Here is a 20,819-nt window from a genome sequence, read left to right as displayed (position 1 = left end):
TGGCCAAACGGCAGAACGTGTATTCGCTCCTCGGAAGGACGTAGCAGGTGTGGCTTCGCAGCAACAAATTTGATCAGCCCATGTTGTTCGCTTAATCATCTGCTAACCATACTGGCCACTCACCAAGTCCGTCGCAGCCCGGAGGCGGATTTGGTGCTGGAGCAGTAAAGTATATTTTTGCCTCGATGGAAATAATACAAAATGGTTATGCAGATGCGCCCGACTGAAACGACCGTTCTCGTCACCGGCGGAGCTAGGCGAATCGGGCATGCGATAGCGCTCGATCTGGCAACGCACGGCTTTACGGTGGCCATCCATTGCGACAGGTCTCGAGAGGAAGCCGAAGAACTTTCGTCAACCATCGCAAAAGGGGGAGGCCGCGCCTATATTCTGCAGGCGGACCTTACTGAATCCACGCAGGCAAGATCTTTGATCGAGAAGGCGAGAGACATCCTTGGCCCCGTCCATCTCCTCGTCAATAATGCCTCCGTTTTCGAAGAGGATTCGCTTGCCGACTTCTCCGAGGAAATTTGGGATCGGCATTTTGCTCTTCATGTGAAGGCACCAGCAATTCTCGCCCAGGAATTTGCCCGGGCGCTACCGCAGGATCGTGAAGGCCTGATAGTGAACATGATCGACCAGCGCGTTTGGAGGCCGACCCCGCGCCACTTCAGCTACACGCTTTCGAAAGCGGCATTGTGGATGGCGACGCGGACCATGGCCCAGGCGCTGGCGCCCCGCATCCGGGTAAACGCCATCGGCCCGGGCCCTACCCTGCCCGACATGGACGAAGACGAAGCAAATTTTCAGCGGCAGACCGATGCGCTCCTGTTGCGTCGCGGGCCGGATCTGGCTGAATTCGGCGCCACGATTCGCTATCTATGGGAGGCACCTTCCATTACGGGGCAGATGATTGCCCTTGATGGCGGGAAACATCTCACATGGAATCCGACTGGAGACGCGTCGTGACCACGGCCGACCTCAACAACGCGATGATGGGCATAGAGGACGCCGCCCTGGAATGGGACAGCGCCGGCACCGAGGTCACCACCACCACGGGAGCGGAGGTGATTCAGGCGGTCGTGAAGCGCCTTCCGAACGCTCCCGGCGTTTACCGCATGATGAACGCGGAAGGTGACGTTCTCTATGTAGGGAAGGCCCGCAGCCTCAAAAAGCGCGTCACCAATTACGCCCAGGGCCGGGGGCATTCGAACCGCATCGAGCGCATGATCCGCGAGACGGCCTCGATGGAATTCGTGGTCACCCGCACAGAGACAGAGGCGCTTCTCCTCGAGGCAAATCTGATCAAGCGTTTGCGGCCACGCTTTAACGTGCTGCTGCGGGACGATAAGTCCTTTCCCTACATCCTGCTCACGGGCGACCATCCCGCTCCCGGCATTTTCAAGCATCGTGGCGCGCGGTCGCGGAAGGGCGACTATTTTGGACCTTTCGCATCTGCCGGTGCGGTGGGGCGCACGATAAATTCGCTGCAAAGGGCGTTTCTCCTGCGCACCTGCACCGATTCCGTCTTCGAAAGCCGGACGCGGCCCTGCCTGCTCTACCAGATCAAGCGCTGCTCCGGCCCCTGCACGGGCGAGATCAGTCCGGAGGACTATGCCACTCTGGTTGCCGAGGCGAAGGATTTCCTGTCCGGACGCTCGACCAAGGTGAAGGGCGAGATCGCCACGGCCATGCAGGAAGCCTCGGCAGCCCTCGATTTCGAACGGGCCGCGATCTATCGCGACCGCCTTGCCGCTCTCAGCCACGTGCAGAGTCACCAGGGGATCAACCCGCAAGGCATCGAAGAGGCAGACGTGTTCGCAATCCATCAGGAAGGTGGGCAGAACTGCATCCAGGTCTTCTTCTTTCGCACGGGCCAGAACTGGGGCAATCGCGCCTATTTCCCGAAAGCCGATCCCGCACTTGGTCCGGCCGAGGTCCTTGGCTCCTTCCTGGCGCAGTTCTACGACGACAAGCCCTGCCCCCGCCTGATCCTGCTTTCCCACCCCGTCGAGGATCAGGAACTCCTGACGGAGGCGCTTTCGGCGCGCGCCGGCCGAAGGATACAGGTCTCGGTGCCGATGCGCGGCGAGAAAAAGGATTTGACCGACCACGCGCTGCAAAACGCGCGCGAGGCGCTCGGTAGGCGGCTTGCGGAAACATCGTCGCAGACGCGGCTGCTGGAGGGCTTCGCCGAGACTTTTGGTCTAGAGGCTACGCCGCGACGTATCGAAGTCTACGACAACTCGCACATCATGGGCACCAATGCTGTGGGCGCGATGATCGTGGCGGGTCCGGAAGGTTTCGTGAAAAACCAATACCGGAAGTTCAATATCCGCTCGACCGAGATCACCCCGGGTGACGATTTCGGCATGATGCGCGAGGTGATGCAGCGCCGCTTCGCCCGTCTCATCCGCGAACAGGGGCTGCCCGGTAACGGCAATGGAGTTGACGAAGGCGATGCTCCCTTTCCTGCCTGGCCTGACGTCATCCTGATCGATGGCGGCCAAGGGCAGATGTCGGCCGTGCGGCAGATTCTGGACGACCTCGGCATTTCCGAGCTCGTGATCGCCATCGGTGTGGCGAAAGGCGTCGACCGCGACGCGGGACGCGAGCGCTTCTTCATGGAGGGCAAACCTCCTTTTACGCTGCCGCCGCGGGACCCTGTCCTTTACTTCGTGCAACGCCTGCGGGATGAAGCACATCGTTTCGCGATAGGATCGCATCGCGCCCGCCGCAAAAAGGAGATGGTCAAGAACCCTCTGGACGAGATCGCCGGGATCGGCCCGGGCCGCAAGCGCTCCCTTCTGCACCACTTCGGCACCGCCAAGGCGGTGAGCCGTGCGGCGGTCGAGGATCTGATGGCGGTGGATGGCATCTCGGAATCCATCGCCCGGCAGATCTACAATCATTTCCACGAGAGCGGCTAGACGCCGCTGTGCTGACCGGGCGCTTGACCACGGCCCACCTGGTCTGATTTGAGTAAGCCTACGATGAGCCAGCAATCCATGTCGCAGCGACGCGCCTTCAACCTGCCCAATCTCCTTACATACGCGCGCATCATGGCCGTGCCGTTGATCGTGCTCTGTTTCTTCCTGGAAGGGCGGCTGCAGTCGAGCGACTTCGCCCGCTGGTCCGCCCTCGGGCTTTTCCTGGCTGCCAGCATTACCGATTATTTCGACGGCTACCTCGCGCGGAGCTGGAAGCAGACTTCCAATATCGGCAGGATGCTCGACCCCATTGCCGATAAGCTTTTGGTCGCAACTTGCCTTCTCCTGCTCGCGGCCGATACGGACCGCACGATTGCAGGATGGACCCTCTGGGCAGCTATCATCATCTTGTGCCGCGAAATACTGGTGTCCGGCCTGAGAGAATATCTCGCCGCGCTGAAGGTGAGTGTGCCGGTGACGCAGCTGGCCAAGTGGAAGACGGCCATCCAGATGGTCGCCATCGGCTTCCTCCTCGCCGGCCCGGCCGGCGACAAGATCGTTCCCTATGTGACGGAAACGGGGATTGCGCTGTTGTGGTTTTCCGCGCTCGTCACGCTCTACACCGGCTACGATTATTTCCGTGCCGGCCTGAAGCATATTATCGAGGAATGAGATGAAGCTCGTCTATTTCGCGTGGGTGCGGGAGCGTATCGGCAGGGAAGCCGAGGACGTCGATCCGCCCGGCGAGGTGAAGACAGTGGCCGATCTTCTCCAATGGCTGAAGGACCGGGGCGAAGGTTACGCTGCAGCGCTCGAACATCCGAAAGTGATCCGCGTCGCCATCAATCACGAGCATGTGGACCATCAAACGACGCTGCCTCGGGACGGCGAGATCGCCCTCTTCCCGCCCATGACGGGGGGCTGATTTGGACTGCGCGCCACATATCCGCGTGCAGGCAGGGGATTTCGATCTCGCTGCCGAGGTGAACCGATTGTCGGCTGGCCGGAAAGATGTGGGTGCAGTCGTGACCTTCACCGGACGCTGCCGCGATGAAGATGGCCGGCTCGCCGCGCTCGAACTTGAGCACTATCCCGGCATGGCTGAGGCTGAAATCGCGCGCATCGCGCGCGAGGCTGCCGATCGCTGGTCGCTTTCCGGCTTAACCGTGATCCACCGCTACGGCAGGATTGAACCGGGCGAAAACATTGTGCTTGTCGTAACTGCCTCCTCGCACCGGAAAGCTGCGCTGGAGGCGGCCGACTTCCTGATGGATTATCTCAAATCGAGAGCACCCTTCTGGAAGAAGGAACATCCGGCGACGGCAGCCGAACCCGGTCGATGGGTAGAGGCCAAGGCCGAGGACGAGGACGCACTCGCAAGGTGGAAGAAATAAAAAGCCGGGTCAGTGCCCGGCTTTTTCTTCGTGCAGCTCGTGAGAACCGATCAGCCGACGATCTCCGTGTCCGAGAACCAATAGCGGATTTCCTGTTCGGCGGTTTCCGGGGCATCGGAGCCGTGAACCGAATTTTCCCCGATCGACAGAGCGAAGACCTTGCGGATGGTGCCTTCGTCAGCATTGGCGGGATTTGTGGCCCCCATGATCTCGCGGTTCTTGGCGATTGCGTTCTCGCCTTCGAGCACCTGCACGACTGTCGGGCCGGAGGACATGAACTCGCAAAGCTCGTCGAAGAAGGGACGGTCCTTATGCACCGCGTAGAACCCTTCGGCTTGGCGGCGGCTCATCCACACCCGCTTGGAAGCCACAACCCGGAGGCCTGCGTCTTCCAGCATCTTGGTGATGGCGCCGGTCAGGTTCCGCTTGGTCGCGTCCGGCTTGATCATGGAAAAAGTGCGTTCGATCGCCATTTCACATCCTTCGTATGAGGAAATCAAAGATGGCGGGTCTATAACGGCGGCGGCGTCCCCTGTGAAGAGCTTGAAGCTCATTCTGCGAAACCGGGCGATCGCAGCCTCATCGGTCCCATCATTTTTTCCCGCGGGAAGAATGTGCCGAATTCATGAGTGTCCGCCAAATGCATCGAGTAAAATGGCGGGCATTCTGGAAAGCGGAGATGGGCATGACGCAGCATTTCAAAATGATGGCGGCGTATAACGGCTGGGCGAACCGGGTTCTCTACGACGCGGCAGCCGAACTGACCGAGGAGGAATTCACGCGGGATGTCGGCGCCTTCTTCGGATCGATGATGGGCACCCTCAATCACATCCTGGTCGCTGACCGCATCTGGATGAAGCGGTTCACCGGCGAAGGCGATGCGCCGAACCGCCTCGACGCCATTATCCATTCGACGATGCCCGCCTTGCGCCTCGAAAGGGAGGCCGAAGACAACCGCATTGTGGAATGGATCAGCGGCTTGGACGATGCCGCGCTCGAGGGCTTCTTCACATACGTTACCGTTGTTGAAACCAAAACGATCTCGCAGCGGCTCGCTCCCGCTTTATCACATCTTTTCAACCATCAAACGCATCATCGCGGGCAAGCGCACACGATCTTGTCGCTGCTGAATAAAAGGCCGCCTTCGCTCGACCTCATCTATTTTCAACGGACGGACGAGGGGCAGAAATACACTTGACCAGGAAAACCATCACGGAACGGCAATAGAATTCCCCGCCAGACGGGAACTTCCTTTAAATCTTTTCACACGACGAACCTGATGGGTTGGATGTTCGATGCCAGCGGGCGAACAACGACCCCACATCTACCGCGGGCTGGGGCATCGCCATTTTGGACAACCTTGTCTAAATCCTCAATCAGTTCTATATATCGGGCATGATGGAAAAGAAGTGCTCTGAGATCCTGAGACGGGGACATGCAGAAAAACGCCGGTCGGTCATCGATGCGGCGGCGGTTGTGTTTTGTCGTGAGGGTTTTGCCGGAGCCAACATCGATCTTATCGCAGCAGAAGCCGGCGTGTCCCGCCAAACGATCTACAATCATCACGGCGACAAGGACAAGCTGTTCGCAACTGTTCTGCGCGACATCATCGAGCGGATGAATGTCCGCGCCTTCGCCATCCTCGATACTTTCCCCAACCAGCCGGACGATCTTGAAGCCGATCTGGTCGCCTTCGCGCTACGGTTCAACAAGAACTGCATTTGGGGACAGGAAGGCAAGCTCGTCCGCAAGATGCTCGTGGCCGAAGGCGAACGCTATCCCGAACTGTTCGAGATGTGGCGCAAGGAAGGTCCCGGCAAGATCGAATCCGCGCTTGCCGCCCGTCTCGCTAGGCTCGCGCATTCGGGCTATCTAGACATAGACGATCCGGATGTGGCTGCGCGTCAGTTCATGGCGCTCAACGACGCAGAACTGAATCTGCCTTCGACATTCGGCAAATCGCTTTCGGACGAAGAAGTTTTGGTTGCGGTCCGTCGCGCCGTCCGCACCTTCCTTCGTGCTTTCGGCAGGCCGGCCGGAAGCCCCCTGGCGGCGGCAGCCACACAAGAAGCCTAATAAACTCTGGGGTTGCTGCCCCCTTTTTGCCCTCTCCTCGCTTTATCTGATTTACGATCGCGCCAAGCTTCTTTAGAGCTAGCGGGAAAGACCGCCTTCGATTCAGGAATTTTTGCTACCCATGCCCGAGGACCGCATTCGCTACGATATTCTCGTTCAGGAGGCTTTGCGCGGCGTCGTGCGCAAGGTGCTTCAGGAGGTGGCGCAAGCCGGGCTGCCCGGCAATCATCATTTTTTCATCCGGTTCGTCACCAATGCACCGGGCGTGCGCATATCGAGCCGCCTGAAGGAGCGCTATCCGGAAGAGATGACGATCGTCATCCAGTACCAGTACTGGGACCTCAAGGTGAGTGAAAAGGGCTTCGAGGTCGTTCTATCCTTCTCCGATGTGCCTGAGAAACTGGAAATCCCCTTCGCCGCCGTAAGGGGTTTCTACGACCCTTCGGCAAGCTTCGAGGTCGAATTCGAAGTAAGGACGGAGCCACAGCCGCACGCCGAACCCGAGGAGCCGACTCCGCTCAAGGAAGAAGCAAGGCAGGCAACCAAGCGCAAGCCGGCAGCGGAGCGCAAGTCCGACGGCAAGGAAGAGCCGGTGCAGGAAAAGGTCGAGGGCAAGGGTGCAGAAGTCGTCTCGCTCGACGCATTTCGCAAGAAATAATCCATGGGCGATATCGTCAATCTCCGCCTCCAGCGCAAACGAAAGCTTCGGGCCGAGAAAGAGCAGCTGGCGTCTGAAAATCGTGTACGCTTTGGCCGGACACGCGCCCAACGCGAGGCGGACCGCCTCTCCGAGGCGCGCGAGAGTGCGAAGCTTGACGCACATCGGCGCTCCTCTTCCGACAACGAAGAGCAATGAGTGCGCCGAAGAAGCGCTCGGTTACGATCCACGGCCATCGCACGAGCTTTTCGCTTGAAGACGCATTCTATGCAGAGCTTGAGCGGATCGCGGCCGCCCGCGGAAAGACCATTGCTTCGCTGATCGCGGAGATCGACCGGTCGGAAACCCGCGCCACGAACCTGTCCTCCGCGCTCCGCCTTTACGTTCTCGAGGACCTCAAGCGCCAGGCTGCCGCGGACGGACGCGGCTGATCGCATCACTGCTCCAACAATTCGAGCAGGCGTTCGACGCTGAGCCCGTCAGCCTCTAGCACCGGCTGCGGTCCCAGAGAAGGCAGCTCCGCATTTCCCTGCGTGGTGCTCGATCGATGCTCATTTCCCTGTACTGGCGGCGGCAATGGCTGCCGCTCGACCGGCGAGTCCGGGTTCATCTGCATGGGTTCCACGGGAGGTTCCACTGGCGCCGTTCGGCCAGGCTCCAGTTGGGAAGGCGCAGGAGGCTCCGACAAGATGCCGGCTCCTTCTTCCTCACGCCTGCGGCGGACTTCCTCCTCCGCCTGCCTGCGAGCCTCTTCCTGCCTGGCCCTCGCCTCCGCTTCATGCCGGCGGCGCTCTTCCTCGGCTTGCCGCTGCCGTTCGGCTTCTGCCTCCAGCCGCACCCGTTCGGCTTCTGCCTCCAGCCGCACCCGTTCGGCTTCCTTTGCCTCGCGTTCTGCCTGCAAGGTGCGAAAATGAGCCGCCTCGCGCCGTAGACGCTGCCGCTCCAGGAGGATCGATTGCATGTGCTCGACACGCGCCTGCTCGCGTTCAAGCGCCCGCTGGGTCAGAAATTGTGCCAGAGGATCGGTATTGAGAAGAAGCTGGCCCTCTCCGATAGCCCCTTGGTAGGCGAAGCGCACCACCGGCTCGGAGCCTGCCACCGCCTCCAGGCCGGGATCGTATGTGACGCTTCCATTGGTGGAAACCGTTCGGTTGCGCAGATCGGCGGAAGCTTCGACGCTCATGCGTGTATTTCGGTTTTCAAGCTGAACCGGCGGCATGCGCACGACGCCATTCGCGACGGTGAAAGCCAGATCTATGTCACCCGCCGGGAAGCTTTCTCTTCTGATCAGTTCGGGCGCGAAAGCTCCGACCTTTTCGCCGTTGATCTCGACGCCGATCTTGTCCGCTTCCGCAAGGAGCGGGGCGATCGCTGTTGGATCAATACCGGCGATGGTCAGGTTCTCGAGAGAGGCCGACCCGGAGCCGGACAGAGCGGCCACGAGCGCCTCGACCGATTTGCCGCTTGCCGTGACGCTTGCGCTGATATCGGAATGCCCCGAAAGCCCGCTATCAGGCAGGATTGTCTCGATGGGAGCCCCGTTCAACGAAAGCTGTGCGGAGAGCAAACCGGTTCCCGCATCGTTCCTGAATTCTGCCAATCCCTTCGCCGTGCCACCGAACAAATGGCTGGTGAAATCGGACACGGCAAAGCCTCGTGGATCGATTTTCAGCCGCAGTTGCGCGCCCTCTGCGGTGATCGACTTCCCGAGCCAAAGCTGGTCGGCTGTGACCTCCACATCGGCAGTGAACGGCGCGCTGCCGCTTTCAGTGAATGGCTGTTGCGGCCAGATTCCGCTGCCGGATTGGAAGGCCGACCCACCCGCAACCATCTCCGCCGCGAGGCCGAGATCCAGTCCCGCGATAGCAAGGGAGCCGGTCAGATGAGGCACGCCGTCTCGAAGTTCGGCATTGAGATCGCCATTTACCGCTTTATCGGCCACGTTTCCTTGCAGGCCATTGACGACGACCAGACCATCGCCGGCATCAAGTTCGGCGGATAAGGTCACCGGAAGGCCGTAACCAAAGCCGGGGAGCGAGATTCCCGCCTCGGCCAGCCAGGGCTCCAAGTCCGCGCTCTCAAGCCGGGCAGCGCCCTTGAGCGCGAACTTTCCGTCCGCGCGTGCGATCTGCCCGTCGAAATTCGCTTCGACCCCGGTACCCGAGAAGCTGAACCTCGTCTGCATTCCCTGCGTCAGGGTGCCATTGCTGGCAAGCTCGACCTGTGCGGCCCCCGTGAGGCCGAGCGGCAATGCGGGAAGGCCGAGAAGCGCATAAATGGCGGAAGCCGCCTCGTTGCGGGCGCTGAAATTAGCCGTGAGTTCGGCATTGGCCAGGTCGGCGGGGGAGCCATTGCCGAGGACAGAGAAATCCAGGGCGGTTCCTCCCAAGGTTCCGCGGACGCTGGCGGAAAGACCGTCTTCGGTGCTTGCGATGATGTCGAGCCGGCTATCGGACAACAACCCGGGATAGGCCGATGCATTCCTGTCGAGCGCCGAAACCAGCGGATCGTTCGGAAACCGCTCGCGAAGGAGTGCCACGAGAGGCGCGAGGTCAACCGCGATCACCGCGGCATCGAGCTTTCCCCTCGGATCGGAACCGAGATTGCTGAGGGTGCCCGTTGCGCTGATGCTCGCTTCCGCAAGTCCCGTCAGCGTGAAACGGTCGATCTCAAGCGTTCCCTCACGCAGACGCAGCGCCGTATCGAGGTGTCCGGCAGTCAATCCGAGCGCTGAAACGGGGCCGGCGGCGATCTCCAGATCCACATTGTGATCATTGAGCCTGTTCTGGCCCGCGTCACTGATGAACAGGGATGTGAATGCCTTCATCCCCTCGAAATCCAGCCGGTCTCCATCCAGCTTGAGCATCAGCGACGGGCGCGTCCCTTCCGGGCTCTCACGGTCTATAGCGCCACGAAACCGTGCATCGCCGAGAATAAGCTCGAGATTTTCAAACCGCTGCCGCTCCTTTGCCAACACCACATCCGCGCTGAAACCGGCGGCGGGGAGCCGGCGGATCACCTCGTCCACATCGCGGGCCACCCAGGCAGCGAACCCAGAAGGCTGGCCGACCGCCAAGATTATCTTTCCGGTAAACGAGGGCGCCTCGCCGGTTGCCAGCAGTCCGTCGCCTTCGAAGCGGGTACGGCCCGGCAGCGTTGCTGCCATGGAACCGATATTCCATCCCTCTTCAACGGGTTGTGCCCGGATGTGAATGTCCCTGATTGTGGTGTCGCCTGCGACGATTGCCGGCAAGTTCAGAGCGACGGTCCCGGGGATCGCAGGTTTCGGCAGGTTTGTGATAAAAGCCGTCAAGGCGGCAAAGCGTTCGTCTGCCGAAAGACCGCGGATGACGCCCGCCTCCGCATCGGGGCCGTCGAGCCGGATTTGCGCGCCTTCGGCCGTGATGGAAAAGGAGGGATCGGCGCCGAGTTCGACCACTGCTTTCCCGTCGGCCGTATAAGGCGCTTCCTCCGTGCCGGTCTGGAACCGGAATTCGTCGATCGCAAGACGCAGATGGTCGAGCGAGAAGCGACCTGTCACGCGGTTGATGCTCTTGTTCTTCTCCGTCGCTTGCTGTGCCCTGCCCTCGTTCGGGTTTTCAATCGTCGCGAAGCGAAAGGTGCCGGAATAGATCCCCTGCTCCCCTTCGAACCGCGCTTCGCCATCCGTTTCGATCTGAACTGGATAGCTTTGCGGCTGTGCGGCGATGCGCACGCGCATAGCCCCACTCGAGGCGATTCCGGTCGAAGCGGTAAGCGAAATCGGCAACCCGTCCATCTGCAGAGCCCCCGCCAGACGCCAGGGACCGGCCAGGCTCTTTGCGGAGATTTCGGTGTCGATATCGGTAAGCGTAACGGTGCGTCCGCTCACCTGCTGATGAATGGTGATGCTGCCATCAGAAATCGTGACCTTTTCAAGGGTGATCTGCCGTGGATCAAACGGAGAAGAAGGCCGCACAGCCCAATCGATCTGGCCGGAAGGAGCGATCTCGATGCTTGCGCTCGGCCGAACAAGGCGCATATCGAATATCAGCAGCTCTCCCCTCAGGAAAGGCGCGAGTTCCGCGTCCATCGAAAACTCATCGACCGTCATCGCCTCATCGCCGGGTTTCGAGCCGGCCACCACCACATCGGTGAAGGTGACGGAAGGAAACGGAAGAAGGCGCGCCCTTGCGGAGCCCTGCACCTGCACCTCGCGCCCGAGGATGCGGCCGGCTTCCCGCTCAAAAGCCGCTCGATAGGATGTCCAATCGATGAAATAGGGTGCGACCAGTGCTGCCGTCAGCACCAGCACCAGCAGTCCACCGACAATGACGAACACCCGCGCCAGCCCTACCTCCCTTTTCCCGCCTCGTTTTCAGCAAAGAGTGCAGCACCCATCTCATCACCCGACTTACATGTTATGTGCCACTCAAGGCCAGGATTTTTCCAGGGTTGAGGATGCCCAGCGGATCGAGCGCCTGCTTTATGGTTCGCATGACATCAACCCCCTCCCCGTGCTCCTGTTCCAGATAGCGCATTTTGCCCTGGCCGATGCCATGCTCACCGGTGCAGGTTCCATCCATCGCCAGCGCGCGTGCGTTCAGCCGGGCGACGAACGCTTCCGCGCGCTTGATCTCTGTCGGGTCATCTATATCCATCAGGACGGAGACGTGAAAATTGCCGTCCCCCACATGGCCTACGATCGGGGCGATCAGTCCGCTTTCGGCAATATCCGCCTCGGTTTCGACAATGCATTGCGCCAGCCGCGAGATCGGCACACATACATCCGTCGAAAGTGCCTTGCATCCGGGTCTGAGCACGAAGCCTGCCCAGTAAAAGTCATGGCGGGCCTTCCAGAGCTTCTGCCGCTCCTCGGCGGCGGTCGCCCAGACGAAAGGTCCGCCGGAAAATTCGCCTGCGATTTCGCCGAACATCTCCGCCTGCTCCCGAACGCCGGCCTCCGTGCCGTGAAATTCCACGAAGAGGCACGGGCCCTCTGGATAATCGCGTTTGGAATAGGCATTGATGGCACGCATGCCGAGGGTATTGACCAATTCGATCCGTGCGACGAGTATTCCCATCTGAATTGTCATGATCACAGCGTTGCAAGCGGCCTCCACGCTCGGGAACGGGCAAAGGCCGCCGGAGATCGCAGGGGGTATGCCGTAAAGCTTCACTGTCAACGAGGTGATGACGCCGAGCGTGCCTTCCGATCCCACCAGAAGCCGGGTGAGGTCGTACCCCGCCGAGGATTTGCGCGCCCTCCGCGCCGTCTTGATCGCCCGCCCGTCGGCCAAAACCGCCGTCAAGGACAGAACGTTCTCGCGCATCGTGCCATAGCGCACGGCGTTGGTTCCCGACGCGCGCGTGGCCGCCATCCCTCCAAGGCTCGCATTGGCGCCCGGATCGATCGGAAAGAAAAGTCCGGTATCGCGCAGATACTGATTCAGCTCCTCCCGCGTCAGCCCCGCTTCTACCGTGCAGTCGAGATCCTCCTGATTGACTGCCAGAACCCGTTTCATGCGCGACATGTCGAAGGAGATGCCGCCTGCCGGAGCGTTCACGTGCCCTTCCAGCGATGAGCCCGTTCCGAAGGGAATGATCGGCACGCGAAACTCGGCGCAGAGCCGCACCGCCTCCTGCACCTCCTCAAGGCTTTCCGGATAAAACACGCCATCCGGCGCCTGGTTGGGAATGTAGGTGGTCGTGTGGCCATGCTGCTCGCGCACCGCTTTTCCGGCCTGCAGCCTCGGCCCGAAGCGCAGGCTGAGCCGTTCCAGCGCAGCGGCAATTCGGGCGTCATCGCGGGGCGGTATGGCTGTGTTCATGTCTTCCTCCGGCTAGAGGCTTTTCTTCAATGTTCAGCAAACGACCGGCTTGTCCAGTACCATCCGGAAAGGCTCGTTAACCCATCTTTTACCATAAGGTTCTTTGCACAGCTTACCACCTCCCCCTTCCTTGAAGCAGGGGCGCGCGCCCGCACAATTGGGCCGTCTTCAGGGGACGATTCGCCGGCCTGCTATCGGTCCTGCTCAGGAGGGCTCTTGTTGAGAGTGGATATCCATCAAATGTCGGACCGGCTGGCACGCGACGCCAGCATCAGCGACTATGACTTTTGGCGTGCCCTGCAGTCGCTTGAGGACGAACTCCACCGCATCAGGGTTTCAGGAGACCCGATCCCGATCGACCTTATCTTCGCGCGCGCCATACTGAGGCGCGCGCGGCAGGAGCGGGAGCGCATCTAAGCGGGCTGCCTCGCCTAGCCGAGTTTTTCCTTAAAGAAATCCACGGTGCGCCTCCAGGCAAGGTCCGCGGCTTCTTTATCGTAGCGGGCTTCGGAGGTGTCGTTGTTGAACGCGTGGTTCACGCCTTCGTAGATGTGGATCGTGTACTCTTTTCCGGCCGCATCCAAGGCGTTGCGGAACGCGTCGATACCCGCATTGATACGCTCGTCCAACCCGGCATAATGCAACAGCAGCGGTGCTCTGATGTCTTCCACCTGCTCCGGGTCGGGCTGCGAACCGTAATATGCTACCGCAGCGTCCAGCGTTTCCGCGCTGACGGCCAATTGATTGACCGTGCCGCCGCCCCAGCAGAAGCCGATGGCGCCCACCTTGCCGTTCGTACCCTCATACCCTTCCAGGAAGGTGACCGTGGCAACGCCGTTGGCCACCGTCTGCTGACGATCGAGCTGGCCTATCCGCTGCCGCGCCTCGTCCTCGTTTTCCGGAGTACCGCCGAGCGGCGACAGGAAGTCCGGCGCGAGAGCCACAAAACCTTCAAGCGCCATTCGCCGCGCCACATCGCGGATATGCGGGTTGAGGCCGCGGTTTTCATGAATGACGATGACCGCGCCCAGAGTCTCCTGCGCGTCGGCGGGCCGCGCGAGATATCCCTTCATCTCGCCGTCCGCTCCGGGATAAGTGATGTCCTCCGCATGAAGCCTGCTATCGTCCTCCGGCACGATCGCCGCCCGGGCCGCATTGGCGGCCAATAAAGGTGCGATGGCCGCGGCGGCTGCGCTCGACCCCGCCAGCTTCGTAAGCTTTTCCATGAAGCCTCGGCGGTCGAGGGTCAGATGTGTATATTCGTCATAGGCGTTGATCATCGCCTGTGTGATCCGGGGCCTGGACATCGCTTCTCCTCCCGATGTTGACTTCGTCTCTTTCCCAGGCAAGAGAATGCGCGAAAGCACCGGATCTGGTCCAATCAAGCCCCTGTGAGCGCTCAGACGCGCTAATTCTCGCCGCCGGCCTTGGCCCACGCACCGCGAACCGGTACAAAAAGAAAACACTTGGGGCTCGGCCCACGAATCACCATATGCGAAGGTAATGTCAGGCTTCCCAGACGATCTGCCCTTTTTCGGCGATGATGAACCACCCCGTCCTGCCCCGCGCGAAGGTGGCATCGCCGCTCGCGCCATGGCCGCACGCCACTCCCAGGCGCCGCGCTATCTCGAAGGCTTGAACCCGGAACAGCGCCTCGCCGTAGAGACGACGGAGGGTCCTGTCCTCGTGCTTGCGGGAGCGGGCACCGGCAAGACAAGGGTGCTCACAACGCGCATCGCGCACATTCTCGCCACCGGGCGCGCCTATCCATCCCAGATCCTCGCAGTCACCTTCACCAACAAGGCGGCGCGCGAGATGAAGACGCGCGTCGGCGTTCTTGTCGGCCAGGCGGTCGAGGGTATGCCGTGGCTCGGCACCTTCCATTCCATCGGCGTGAAGTTGCTGCGCCGCCATGCCGAGCTCGTCGGCCTCACCTCCTCCTTCACCATTCTCGATACCGACGATCAGGTGCGGCTTCTCAAGCAGCTCATCCAGGCAGAGGGGCTGGACGACAAACGCTGGCCGGCCCGGCAGCTCGCCATGATGATCGATGGCTGGAAGAACAAGGGTCTAGGCCCTGCCGACATACCCGAAGGCGACGCCCGCGCCTTTGGCAATGGCAAGGGCCGCGCACTCTACAGCGCCTATCAAGCGCGGCTGAAGACACTCAATGCGAGCGATTTCGGCGACCTGCTGCTGCATCCCATCCGCATCTTCCGGGAGCACCCGGACGTGCTGCGCGAATACCACGCCAAGTTCAAGTATATCCTCGTTGACGAGTATCAGGACACGAACACCGCCCAATATATGTGGTTGCGGCTGTTGGCCCAGAAACGCGACCCCAATCCGAGAGATGGCAGTTCCCAGCCCTCCGCAAGGGAAGAGATCGGGCGGACGACCGTCAATATCTGCTGCGTGGGTGACGACGATCAGTCCATCTATGGCTGGCGCGGGGCGGAGGTGGACAACATTCTCCGCTTCGAGAAGGATTTTCCCGGGGCGACCGTTATCCGGCTCGAACGCAATTACCGCTCGACCGCTCACATATTGGGTGCTGCCTCCCATCTCATCGCCCATAATGAAGGCCGGCTGGGCAAGACCCTCTTCACCGAGCACGCGGATCCCGACGCTCCCAAGGTGAAGGTACATGCCGCCTGGGATTCCGAGGAGGAGGCACGGGCCGTCGGCGGGGAGATCGAGGCGCTTCAGGTCAAGGGCCATGCTTTGAATGACATGGCCATCCTGGTCCGCGCCTCCTTTCAGATGCGCGAATTCGAGGATCGCTTCGTCACGCTCGGCCTGAATTACAGGGTCATCGGAGGCCCCCGCTTTTATGAGCGGCAGGAAGTCCGCGACGCCCTCGCCTATTTCCGTGTTGTGGCCCAAGGGGCCGACGATCTCGCCTTCGAGCGTATCGTAAATGTGCCCAAGCGCGGCCTCGGCGAATCCGCCGTACGACAGATCCATGACGTGGCGCGCCTGCGGGGCGCGCCCCTCCTCCAGGCAGCTCGCGACTTGGTCGGCACCGAGGAGATGAAACCGAAGCCACGCGCGGCGCTCCGCACGCTGGTGGAGAGTTTTGAGCGCTGGCAAGGCCTTCTCGACCGCACCAAACATACCGAGCTTGCCGAGCTTATCCTGGAGGAGTCGGGCTATACCGACATGTGGAAGAACGACCGCTCCCCCGAAGCGCCCGGGCGGCTTGAAAACCTCAAGGAGCTGATCCGCTCCATGGAGGAATATGAGAGCTTGCGCGCTTTCCTCGAGCATGTGGCGTTGGTGATGGACGCCGAGCGCGACGAGGGGATGGATGCCGTCAGCCTGATGACGCTTCACTCGGCCAAGGGGCTGGAATTCGACACGGTCTTCCTGCCGGGGTGGGAAGAAGGGCTTTTTCCCCACCAGCGTTCACTCGACGAAGGTGGGCGAGCGGGGCTCGAAGAAGAGCGCCGCCTTGCTTATGTCGGCGTTACCCGGGCAAAGAAGAACCTGCATATCTGGTTCACCTCCAATCGCCGTATCCACGGCCTGTGGCAATCCACCATTCCCTCACGCTTTCTGGACGAACTGCCGGAAGCGCATGTAGAGGTGGTTGATGACGGAGGCGGTTACGGAGGCTATGGACGACCGATTGCCGACCGGCAGCCGGGCCGTCCCAATCCCTATGGCTCCTCCCGTTTTGACAATATGGGAGAAGTGTTTTCCAGCAGCTATGCCACACCCGGCTGGCAGCGCGCGCAGAAGAACCGCACTGAGGCGACCGCGAGAAATTGGGGCACGCGCTCAGGCCATCAGGTTGAACGGATCGGTTATGGAGAACCGGACTCGGGCTATGGCATGGGCCGCGGCTCGGTCAAAGGCCGCACGATCGAGGGTGAGCTTGTCGCGAAATCCGTGTCCGACAGTCCCTCGGCGTTCAAAGTGGGCGACCGGGTATTTCACCTGAAATTCGGCAATGGCAATGTCGCGGCCGTGGACGGCAACAAGCTCACCGTCGACTTCGACAAAGCGGGACAGAAACGCGTCCTGGACGGATTCGTGGAGCGTCTCCCGAATTGACGACGAAAGGCCTGAAGCAGGCCTTTCGTTGCAGCGTTCCTTCTACGCTATTTGAAGTAAACGTAGTTGCCTTCGCTGCTCTTCTCGCGCTTCAGCGCACCCTTCTTGGCAAGGCGCGATAGCGGGCCGGAAAAGGCGTTCGACTTATACTGGACGCCATATTCTTCCTGGCACTGCTTGACGATATCGCCGATCGTGCGCTTCTTGGAAAAGTAATCGCTATCGACCAGCTTCGCGAGGGCAGCGACTGCGCCGCTGGCGCTGGGAAGGCTGTCTGCGCCGCGTTGCTTGGCTGCCCTGGACGTCGCCGGGCGCGGCTTCTCCGCGCCCTCGCTGCGCCTGCTCCGGCTCGGGCCCGGCTCATAAGCCGCGGCCCCCTCCTCGAGCGCAAGCTTCGTGTCACGGGTTTGGTCGAACAGGAGCTCCACAATCCGAAGCTGCACCGCCTCGGACTCGAACTTGTTGATCGTCTCCGAAAGCTCGGCGAGCTGCCTCTTCAGTTCCTGGAAATTCTTTTGCATGTAGTCGCCCCATCTGCAACCGCGCCGCGGCACGGTAAAGCATTTTGTATATGGCAATACAAACCGCATAAAAGTCAATACAATGTGAAGATATGTTTGCCTAACGACGCATGAACCTTAAACACCCGGCCGCAATCCATACAGTTGGATCCGATGCACTTACAGCAGCTTAGCGGATATAGACGACGAGCTGACCACCCGTTTCCGTTGCAGCCACCGCATCGTCGGCTTGGATACCTTCCTGTTGCAGGTGTTCGAACAGGATAGTGTTCTCTTTCATAGCGGAGCGCAATTCCTCCACCTGTCGTAGATTTTGCCTGATCGCGTTTTCGAGCGCCGGTGCGCTTGCCGCATTCGCGATATCGCTTACGCGGACGATCCTCAGATTCGAGACGTCACCGAGCGTCCTGATCTGGCGAGCGATCTCGCCGCTGTTCTGGATTGCGGAGATTACCGTACCGAAATCGGCAGCTGCGCCCACGCCCGCGGTCGTGTTCTGCTCGACTGGATCGTGCTGCGAAAGAGTGTCCGCGTTCGACCTTGCAGAATCCTGAGCGGACGATGATAGCGGGGTCACCGCGATTGCCAGCGCAAAAACTGAAGCTGCAAGAAAGCGCGTCATGGCTGCATCCTTGCTCCGGGTTACACCGGGCCCAACTTCTGGCGCGAGCAAGTGTTCCGATCCCGAAATAGGGCGTTATCCGCCCCATTTGCGCAGGAATTCCCCAACTGAAAGCGTCTGCATGTCCGGGACCGCTTCGAACAGGCGGTCAAGGGGCCAATCCCACCATGTAAGCGACTGAAGCATTTCCGCCACCTCCGCCTCGAACCGCCGGCGAATGACCCGCGCTGGCGCACCGGCCACAATCGTGTACGGCTCCACATCGCGGGTCACCACTGCATTGGCGCCGATTACCGCGCCGTCGCCCACACGAACACCCGGCAGGACTACGGCTCCATGTCCAATCCAGACGTCGTTACCGATCGTAACGTGCTTTGCGCGGCGGCGCTCGAGAAAGGCTGCGTCGATGCCGCGATAGCGGAAATATTCATTCGGACGATAGCTCAGTTTATGGGTTGTGATGCGCTCCACCGGGTGCTCCAGGGCATTGATGCGGGTGTTCGCCGCGATCGAGCAAAACTTGCCGATGGTGGCGTAGATGCCCTCCGCATGCCGCTCGAAATAGGTGAAGTCACCCACCTTGACCTCGCGCAGGATAACGCGCTCGGCAATCGCGGTATATTGGCCGAGCCGGCAGGATTTCAGCTCCGCTGTCGGATGAATGCGAGGCTTGGGATCGGTGAAACGCAGATCGTCCATGTCCCTCTCTAGGAAGGCTTGCGGCCGCAGGCAAGCCTCCGCAGATTTGCGACAGTTTGCGTCTTTGCTACGGTGCTTCCAGGGACTATGTTCGTCTCATGAAGCCAGCACCCGGAAATTACCCGGTTTTTTTCAAGTTTGCCGCGGCGAGCATGCTTTTGGCCGGCCTTGGCGGGCTTGGAGTTGCCATGTGGGTAGAGAATGGGGCGGCACTTTTCCTCTCCCTTGCAGAAGCTGGCATGGCCTGGTGCTTCTAGAATTCTCTTTTCTCGGGTGATCCCATGATGCGCTATATTCTGGTCGGCATTCTCGCGATGATGGCTGTTGCCGCCGGTCTTCTGTCCTTCGAATGGTATCGCGGCCAGAACCAGACGGTTGCCTTCGGCGCGCCCTTCGAACTCACCGATCATAATGGTCAGCCGATCACGGAAGCGGCGTTCCAGGGCCGCCCCACCGCCCTCTTCTTCGGTTTCACCCATTGCCCGGATGTTTGCCCGACCACCCTTTTCGAAATGCAGGGCTGGCTCGATCAGCTCGGTGAAGAAGGGAAGGACCTTCAGGCCTTTTTTGTCACGGTCGATCCGGAGCGAGACACGCCCGAGGTGATGAAGACCTATCTGAGCAATTTTTCGGATCGCGTCACGGGCATAACAGGCGATCCTGAAAAGGTTGCGGCCATGGCCAAGGCGTTCCGCATCTACTTTCGCAAGGTCGAACTGGAGGATGGCGGCTATACGATGGACCACACGGCTTCGGTGATGCTCCTCAACCGCAAGGGCGATTTCTTCGGCACGATTTCGTATGAAGAGAATTCGGAGACCGCTATCGCCAAGCTGCGTCGGCTGATAAACGAGGGCTGATCCGCCCTCGAACCGTTTTCCAATGCCTCAGACACGCCTCTTTTTTCGCTCGAGCGGTGCGCTCGCCAGAGAAGCCTACTCCCGCCTCGAAACCGAATTCGAAGAGGATGGGCTTCCCCTCGCCTTGATCGAGATCGATGAAGCGCAGGACATACACGAAATCTCCGTCTATGCCCCGGAACACCCGGACAAGGCGATGTCGCGTATGCGCGCGGTCATGTCCTTCATGGCCGATGCACCGAAGATCGCGGTGGAAGAACTGCCGGAGATCGACTGGGTTTCTTATTCGCTTGCCGGCCTGCGGGCCGTGCGGTCCGGCCGTTTCTTCGTTCATGGCTCACATGAACGAGGGGAGCAACGGCCAGGCGAGATCCCCATCGAGATCGAAGCAAGCCTCGCCTTCGGCACCGGCCACCACGGCACCACTTCGGGCTGTCTCGAAATGATCAGCCGCATCATCCCGCGAGAGCGCCCGCGAAATGCGCTCGACCTCGGCACCGGAAGCGCGGTGCTCGCGATTGCGATTGCGCGATTGGCCCGGATTCCCGTTCTTGCCACCGATATCGACCCGGTCGCGGTGCGCGTTGCGCGGGAGAACATCAGGCTGAACAGAGCGGGAGAATGGGTCGAGGCGGTTACCGCGCCCGGCTTTCATCATCCCATCTTCGCACACCGGAGGCCGTTCGATCTCATTGTCGCCAATATTCTAGCCCGGCCGCTGATCCGGTTGGCCCCGGCGATGGCGCACCATCTCTCACCAGGCGGTTCGCTGATCCTGTCCGGCATTCTGGACCGCCAGCGGCGTCAGGTGATCGCGGGCTATGTCGGCCAGGGTTTCCGGCACATCACAACGCTTCATCGAGAGGAATGGGTGACCATCCATATGAAGCGGTGAACAAAAAAAGGCGGCCAGATAGCCGCCTTTGTCTCAGGAGACCTCGCCGCTTTGCGGCCTAGTAACTAAAGGGCATGGCATTGCGCCGCAGCGTCTCGCGGTCGTAGCCGTGCGCCTTCAGGGTCTCGTCATCGAGCTTCAACAATGCATGATTGACGTAGCGGGCGGCCTGCCGCTCCCGGGCCGCAATGAATGCATCGAGGGCGCTGCGAAAATAACCGCGCCGACCAACCTGTGCCATCTAAATCTCCTATGGGCCTGCAGTCGCCTCCACATCCCATAGGTAAGCGGCCGC

Annotated in this window: 22 protein-coding genes; 14 read left to right on the top strand and 8 right to left on the bottom strand. The window is 60.7% G+C overall.

Features of this window, described 5'->3' with window-relative positions; all coding sequences use genetic code 11:
- Positions 1-213 precede the first annotated feature (213 nt).
- From CHEJ32_RS0104790 to CHEJ32_RS0104770, 5 genes are all read left to right on the top strand, one after another.
- The gene (locus CHEJ32_RS0104790) at positions 214-969 is read left to right on the top strand and encodes an SDR family oxidoreductase (RefSeq protein WP_028032842.1); all 756 of its coding nucleotides are present in this window, start codon (positions 214-216) and stop codon (positions 967-969) included.
- A gap of 26 nt (positions 970-995) precedes the next feature.
- Positions 996-2,930 (top strand): excinuclease ABC subunit UvrC, encoded by a 1,935-nt coding sequence (gene uvrC, locus CHEJ32_RS0104785; RefSeq protein ID WP_245260991.1) that lies wholly within the window; start codon positions 996-998, stop codon positions 2,928-2,930.
- A gap of 63 nt (positions 2,931-2,993) precedes the next feature.
- A complete protein-coding gene (gene pgsA / locus CHEJ32_RS0104780; RefSeq protein ID WP_371179779.1) occupies positions 2,994-3,602 on the top strand; it encodes a CDP-diacylglycerol--glycerol-3-phosphate 3-phosphatidyltransferase in 609 nt (202 codons plus the stop codon).
- 1 nt (position 3,603) lies between these two features.
- Positions 3,604-3,855: a molybdopterin converting factor subunit 1 gene (gene moaD / locus CHEJ32_RS0104775; RefSeq protein WP_028032839.1), complete on the top strand. Its 252-nt coding sequence runs from the start codon at positions 3,604-3,606 to the stop codon at positions 3,853-3,855.
- A 1-nt stretch (position 3,856) separates the two neighbouring features.
- Positions 3,857-4,324 (top strand): molybdenum cofactor biosynthesis protein MoaE, encoded by a 468-nt coding sequence (locus CHEJ32_RS0104770; protein WP_028032838.1) that lies wholly within the window; start codon positions 3,857-3,859, stop codon positions 4,322-4,324.
- Between the two features lie 50 nt (positions 4,325-4,374).
- Here CHEJ32_RS0104770 and ndk read toward each other — a convergent pair whose 3' ends face one another.
- Positions 4,375-4,797, bottom strand: coding sequence for a nucleoside-diphosphate kinase (gene ndk, locus CHEJ32_RS0104765; RefSeq protein WP_028032837.1), 423 nt, complete (start codon positions 4,795-4,797; stop codon positions 4,375-4,377).
- Between the two features lie 212 nt (positions 4,798-5,009).
- On the opposite strand from ndk, the gene CHEJ32_RS0104760 reads away from it, so the two are divergent.
- The 5 genes from CHEJ32_RS0104760 (at position 5,010) to CHEJ32_RS0104740 (ending at position 7,489) form a co-directional block, all read left to right on the top strand.
- Positions 5,010-5,522, top strand: coding sequence for a DinB family protein (locus CHEJ32_RS0104760; protein WP_028032836.1), 513 nt, complete (start codon positions 5,010-5,012; stop codon positions 5,520-5,522).
- A 197-nt stretch (positions 5,523-5,719) separates the two neighbouring features.
- Positions 5,720-6,400, top strand: coding sequence for a TetR/AcrR family transcriptional regulator (locus CHEJ32_RS0104755; protein WP_084032675.1), 681 nt, complete (start codon positions 5,720-5,722; stop codon positions 6,398-6,400).
- Positions 6,401-6,521: 121 nt separating this feature from the next.
- A complete protein-coding gene (locus CHEJ32_RS0104750; RefSeq protein WP_028032834.1) occupies positions 6,522-7,058 on the top strand; it encodes an SspB family protein in 537 nt (178 codons plus the stop codon).
- Between the two features lie 3 nt (positions 7,059-7,061).
- Positions 7,062-7,256: a DUF4169 family protein gene (locus tag CHEJ32_RS0104745; RefSeq protein WP_028032833.1), complete on the top strand. Its 195-nt coding sequence runs from the start codon at positions 7,062-7,064 to the stop codon at positions 7,254-7,256.
- Positions 7,253-7,489 carry a ribbon-helix-helix domain-containing protein gene (locus tag CHEJ32_RS0104740; RefSeq protein ID WP_028032832.1) on the top strand — a complete coding sequence of 79 codons (237 nt, stop codon included), beginning with the start codon at positions 7,253-7,255 and terminating at the stop codon, positions 7,487-7,489. Before CHEJ32_RS0104745 ends, CHEJ32_RS0104740 begins: the two co-directional genes overlap by 4 nt.
- 5 nt (positions 7,490-7,494) lie before the next feature.
- Here CHEJ32_RS0104740 and CHEJ32_RS23910 read toward each other — a convergent pair whose 3' ends face one another.
- Together CHEJ32_RS23910 and CHEJ32_RS0104730 are read right to left on the bottom strand one after the other, a co-directional pair.
- Positions 7,495-11,379, bottom strand: a complete 3,885-nt coding sequence (locus CHEJ32_RS23910; protein ID WP_051469448.1) for an AsmA family protein — start codon at positions 11,377-11,379, stop codon at positions 7,495-7,497.
- Between the two features lie 79 nt (positions 11,380-11,458).
- Complete coding sequence (locus tag CHEJ32_RS0104730) at positions 11,459-12,868, bottom strand: FAD-binding oxidoreductase (RefSeq protein WP_028032831.1); 1,410 nt, start codon at positions 12,866-12,868, stop codon at positions 11,459-11,461.
- A gap of 225 nt (positions 12,869-13,093) precedes the next feature.
- Between CHEJ32_RS0104730 and CHEJ32_RS26570 the strand changes: the two genes are divergently transcribed.
- Positions 13,094-13,285, top strand: coding sequence for a hypothetical protein (locus CHEJ32_RS26570; protein ID WP_245260988.1), 192 nt, complete (start codon positions 13,094-13,096; stop codon positions 13,283-13,285).
- A gap of 14 nt (positions 13,286-13,299) precedes the next feature.
- Here CHEJ32_RS26570 and CHEJ32_RS0104720 read toward each other — a convergent pair whose 3' ends face one another.
- Positions 13,300-14,175 (bottom strand): dienelactone hydrolase family protein, encoded by an 876-nt coding sequence (locus CHEJ32_RS0104720; protein ID WP_028032829.1) that lies wholly within the window; start codon positions 14,173-14,175, stop codon positions 13,300-13,302.
- Between the two features lie 196 nt (positions 14,176-14,371).
- Between CHEJ32_RS0104720 and CHEJ32_RS0104715 the strand changes: the two genes are divergently transcribed.
- Positions 14,372-16,927 carry an ATP-dependent helicase gene (locus CHEJ32_RS0104715; protein ID WP_028032828.1) on the top strand — a complete coding sequence of 852 codons (2,556 nt, stop codon included), beginning with the start codon at positions 14,372-14,374 and terminating at the stop codon, positions 16,925-16,927.
- A gap of 47 nt (positions 16,928-16,974) precedes the next feature.
- On the opposite strand, the gene CHEJ32_RS0104710 is transcribed toward CHEJ32_RS0104715, so the two are convergent.
- The 3 genes from CHEJ32_RS0104710 to CHEJ32_RS0104700 form a co-directional block, all read right to left on the bottom strand.
- Positions 16,975-17,448 (bottom strand): hypothetical protein, encoded by a 474-nt coding sequence (locus CHEJ32_RS0104710; protein ID WP_028032827.1) that lies wholly within the window; start codon positions 17,446-17,448, stop codon positions 16,975-16,977.
- Positions 17,449-17,617: 169 nt separating this feature from the next.
- The gene (locus CHEJ32_RS0104705) at positions 17,618-18,070 is read right to left on the bottom strand and encodes a hypothetical protein (protein WP_028032826.1); all 453 of its coding nucleotides are present in this window, start codon (positions 18,068-18,070) and stop codon (positions 17,618-17,620) included.
- A 75-nt stretch (positions 18,071-18,145) separates the two neighbouring features.
- A complete protein-coding gene (locus tag CHEJ32_RS0104700; protein WP_034657844.1) occupies positions 18,146-18,769 on the bottom strand; it encodes a DapH/DapD/GlmU-related protein in 624 nt (207 codons plus the stop codon).
- Positions 18,770-19,050: 281 nt separating this feature from the next.
- On the opposite strand from CHEJ32_RS0104700, the gene CHEJ32_RS0104690 reads away from it, so the two are divergent.
- Positions 19,051-19,629 carry an SCO family protein gene (locus CHEJ32_RS0104690; protein ID WP_028032824.1) on the top strand — a complete coding sequence of 193 codons (579 nt, stop codon included), beginning with the start codon at positions 19,051-19,053 and terminating at the stop codon, positions 19,627-19,629.
- 22 nt (positions 19,630-19,651) lie between these two features.
- Positions 19,652-20,524, top strand: a complete 873-nt coding sequence (locus CHEJ32_RS0104685; RefSeq protein WP_028032823.1) for a 50S ribosomal protein L11 methyltransferase — start codon at positions 19,652-19,654, stop codon at positions 20,522-20,524.
- Positions 20,525-20,582: 58 nt separating this feature from the next.
- On the opposite strand, the gene CHEJ32_RS0104680 is transcribed toward CHEJ32_RS0104685, so the two are convergent.
- Positions 20,583-20,765, bottom strand: coding sequence for a hypothetical protein (locus CHEJ32_RS0104680; protein ID WP_028032822.1), 183 nt, complete (start codon positions 20,763-20,765; stop codon positions 20,583-20,585).
- Positions 20,766-20,819: the final 54 nt, after the last annotated feature.

The organism is Chelativorans sp. J32, from assembly GCF_000518985.1.
Classification (GTDB): Bacteria; Pseudomonadota; Alphaproteobacteria; order Rhizobiales; family Rhizobiaceae; genus Chelativorans.
This window is presented reverse-complemented; position numbering and strand designations above follow the sequence as displayed.

Coding starts and splice junctions, on each gene's coding strand:
- CHEJ32_RS0104720 (WP_028032829.1), bottom strand. CDS start 14,175: ATGTCCAGGCCCCGGATCACACAGGCGATGATCAACGCCTATGACGAA.
- pgsA (WP_371179779.1), top strand. CDS start 2,994: ATGAGCCAGCAATCCATGTCGCAGCGACGCGCCTTCAACCTGCCCAAT.
- CHEJ32_RS0104755 (WP_084032675.1), top strand. CDS start 5,720: ATGATGGAAAAGAAGTGCTCTGAGATCCTGAGACGGGGACATGCAGAA.
- CHEJ32_RS0104730 (WP_028032831.1), bottom strand. CDS start 12,868: ATGAACACAGCCATACCGCCCCGCGATGACGCCCGAATTGCCGCTGCG.
- moaD (WP_028032839.1), top strand. CDS start 3,604: ATGAAGCTCGTCTATTTCGCGTGGGTGCGGGAGCGTATCGGCAGGGAA.
- CHEJ32_RS0104680 (WP_028032822.1), bottom strand. CDS start 20,765: ATGGCACAGGTTGGTCGGCGCGGTTATTTTCGCAGCGCCCTCGATGCA.
- CHEJ32_RS0104790 (WP_028032842.1), top strand. CDS start 214: ATGCGCCCGACTGAAACGACCGTTCTCGTCACCGGCGGAGCTAGGCGA.
- CHEJ32_RS0104740 (WP_028032832.1), top strand. CDS start 7,253: ATGAGTGCGCCGAAGAAGCGCTCGGTTACGATCCACGGCCATCGCACG.
- CHEJ32_RS0104715 (WP_028032828.1), top strand. CDS start 14,372: ATGTCAGGCTTCCCAGACGATCTGCCCTTTTTCGGCGATGATGAACCA.
- CHEJ32_RS0104690 (WP_028032824.1), top strand. CDS start 19,051: ATGATGCGCTATATTCTGGTCGGCATTCTCGCGATGATGGCTGTTGCC.
- ndk (WP_028032837.1), bottom strand. CDS start 4,797: ATGGCGATCGAACGCACTTTTTCCATGATCAAGCCGGACGCGACCAAG.
- CHEJ32_RS0104685 (WP_028032823.1), top strand. CDS start 19,652: ATGCCTCAGACACGCCTCTTTTTTCGCTCGAGCGGTGCGCTCGCCAGA.
- CHEJ32_RS0104760 (WP_028032836.1), top strand. CDS start 5,010: ATGACGCAGCATTTCAAAATGATGGCGGCGTATAACGGCTGGGCGAAC.
- CHEJ32_RS0104745 (WP_028032833.1), top strand. CDS start 7,062: ATGGGCGATATCGTCAATCTCCGCCTCCAGCGCAAACGAAAGCTTCGG.
- CHEJ32_RS0104705 (WP_028032826.1), bottom strand. CDS start 18,070: ATGACGCGCTTTCTTGCAGCTTCAGTTTTTGCGCTGGCAATCGCGGTG.
- uvrC (WP_245260991.1), top strand. CDS start 996: ATGGGCATAGAGGACGCCGCCCTGGAATGGGACAGCGCCGGCACCGAG.
- CHEJ32_RS0104710 (WP_028032827.1), bottom strand. CDS start 17,448: ATGCAAAAGAATTTCCAGGAACTGAAGAGGCAGCTCGCCGAGCTTTCG.
- CHEJ32_RS0104700 (WP_034657844.1), bottom strand. CDS start 18,769: ATGGACGATCTGCGTTTCACCGATCCCAAGCCTCGCATTCATCCGACA.
- CHEJ32_RS0104750 (WP_028032834.1), top strand. CDS start 6,522: ATGCCCGAGGACCGCATTCGCTACGATATTCTCGTTCAGGAGGCTTTG.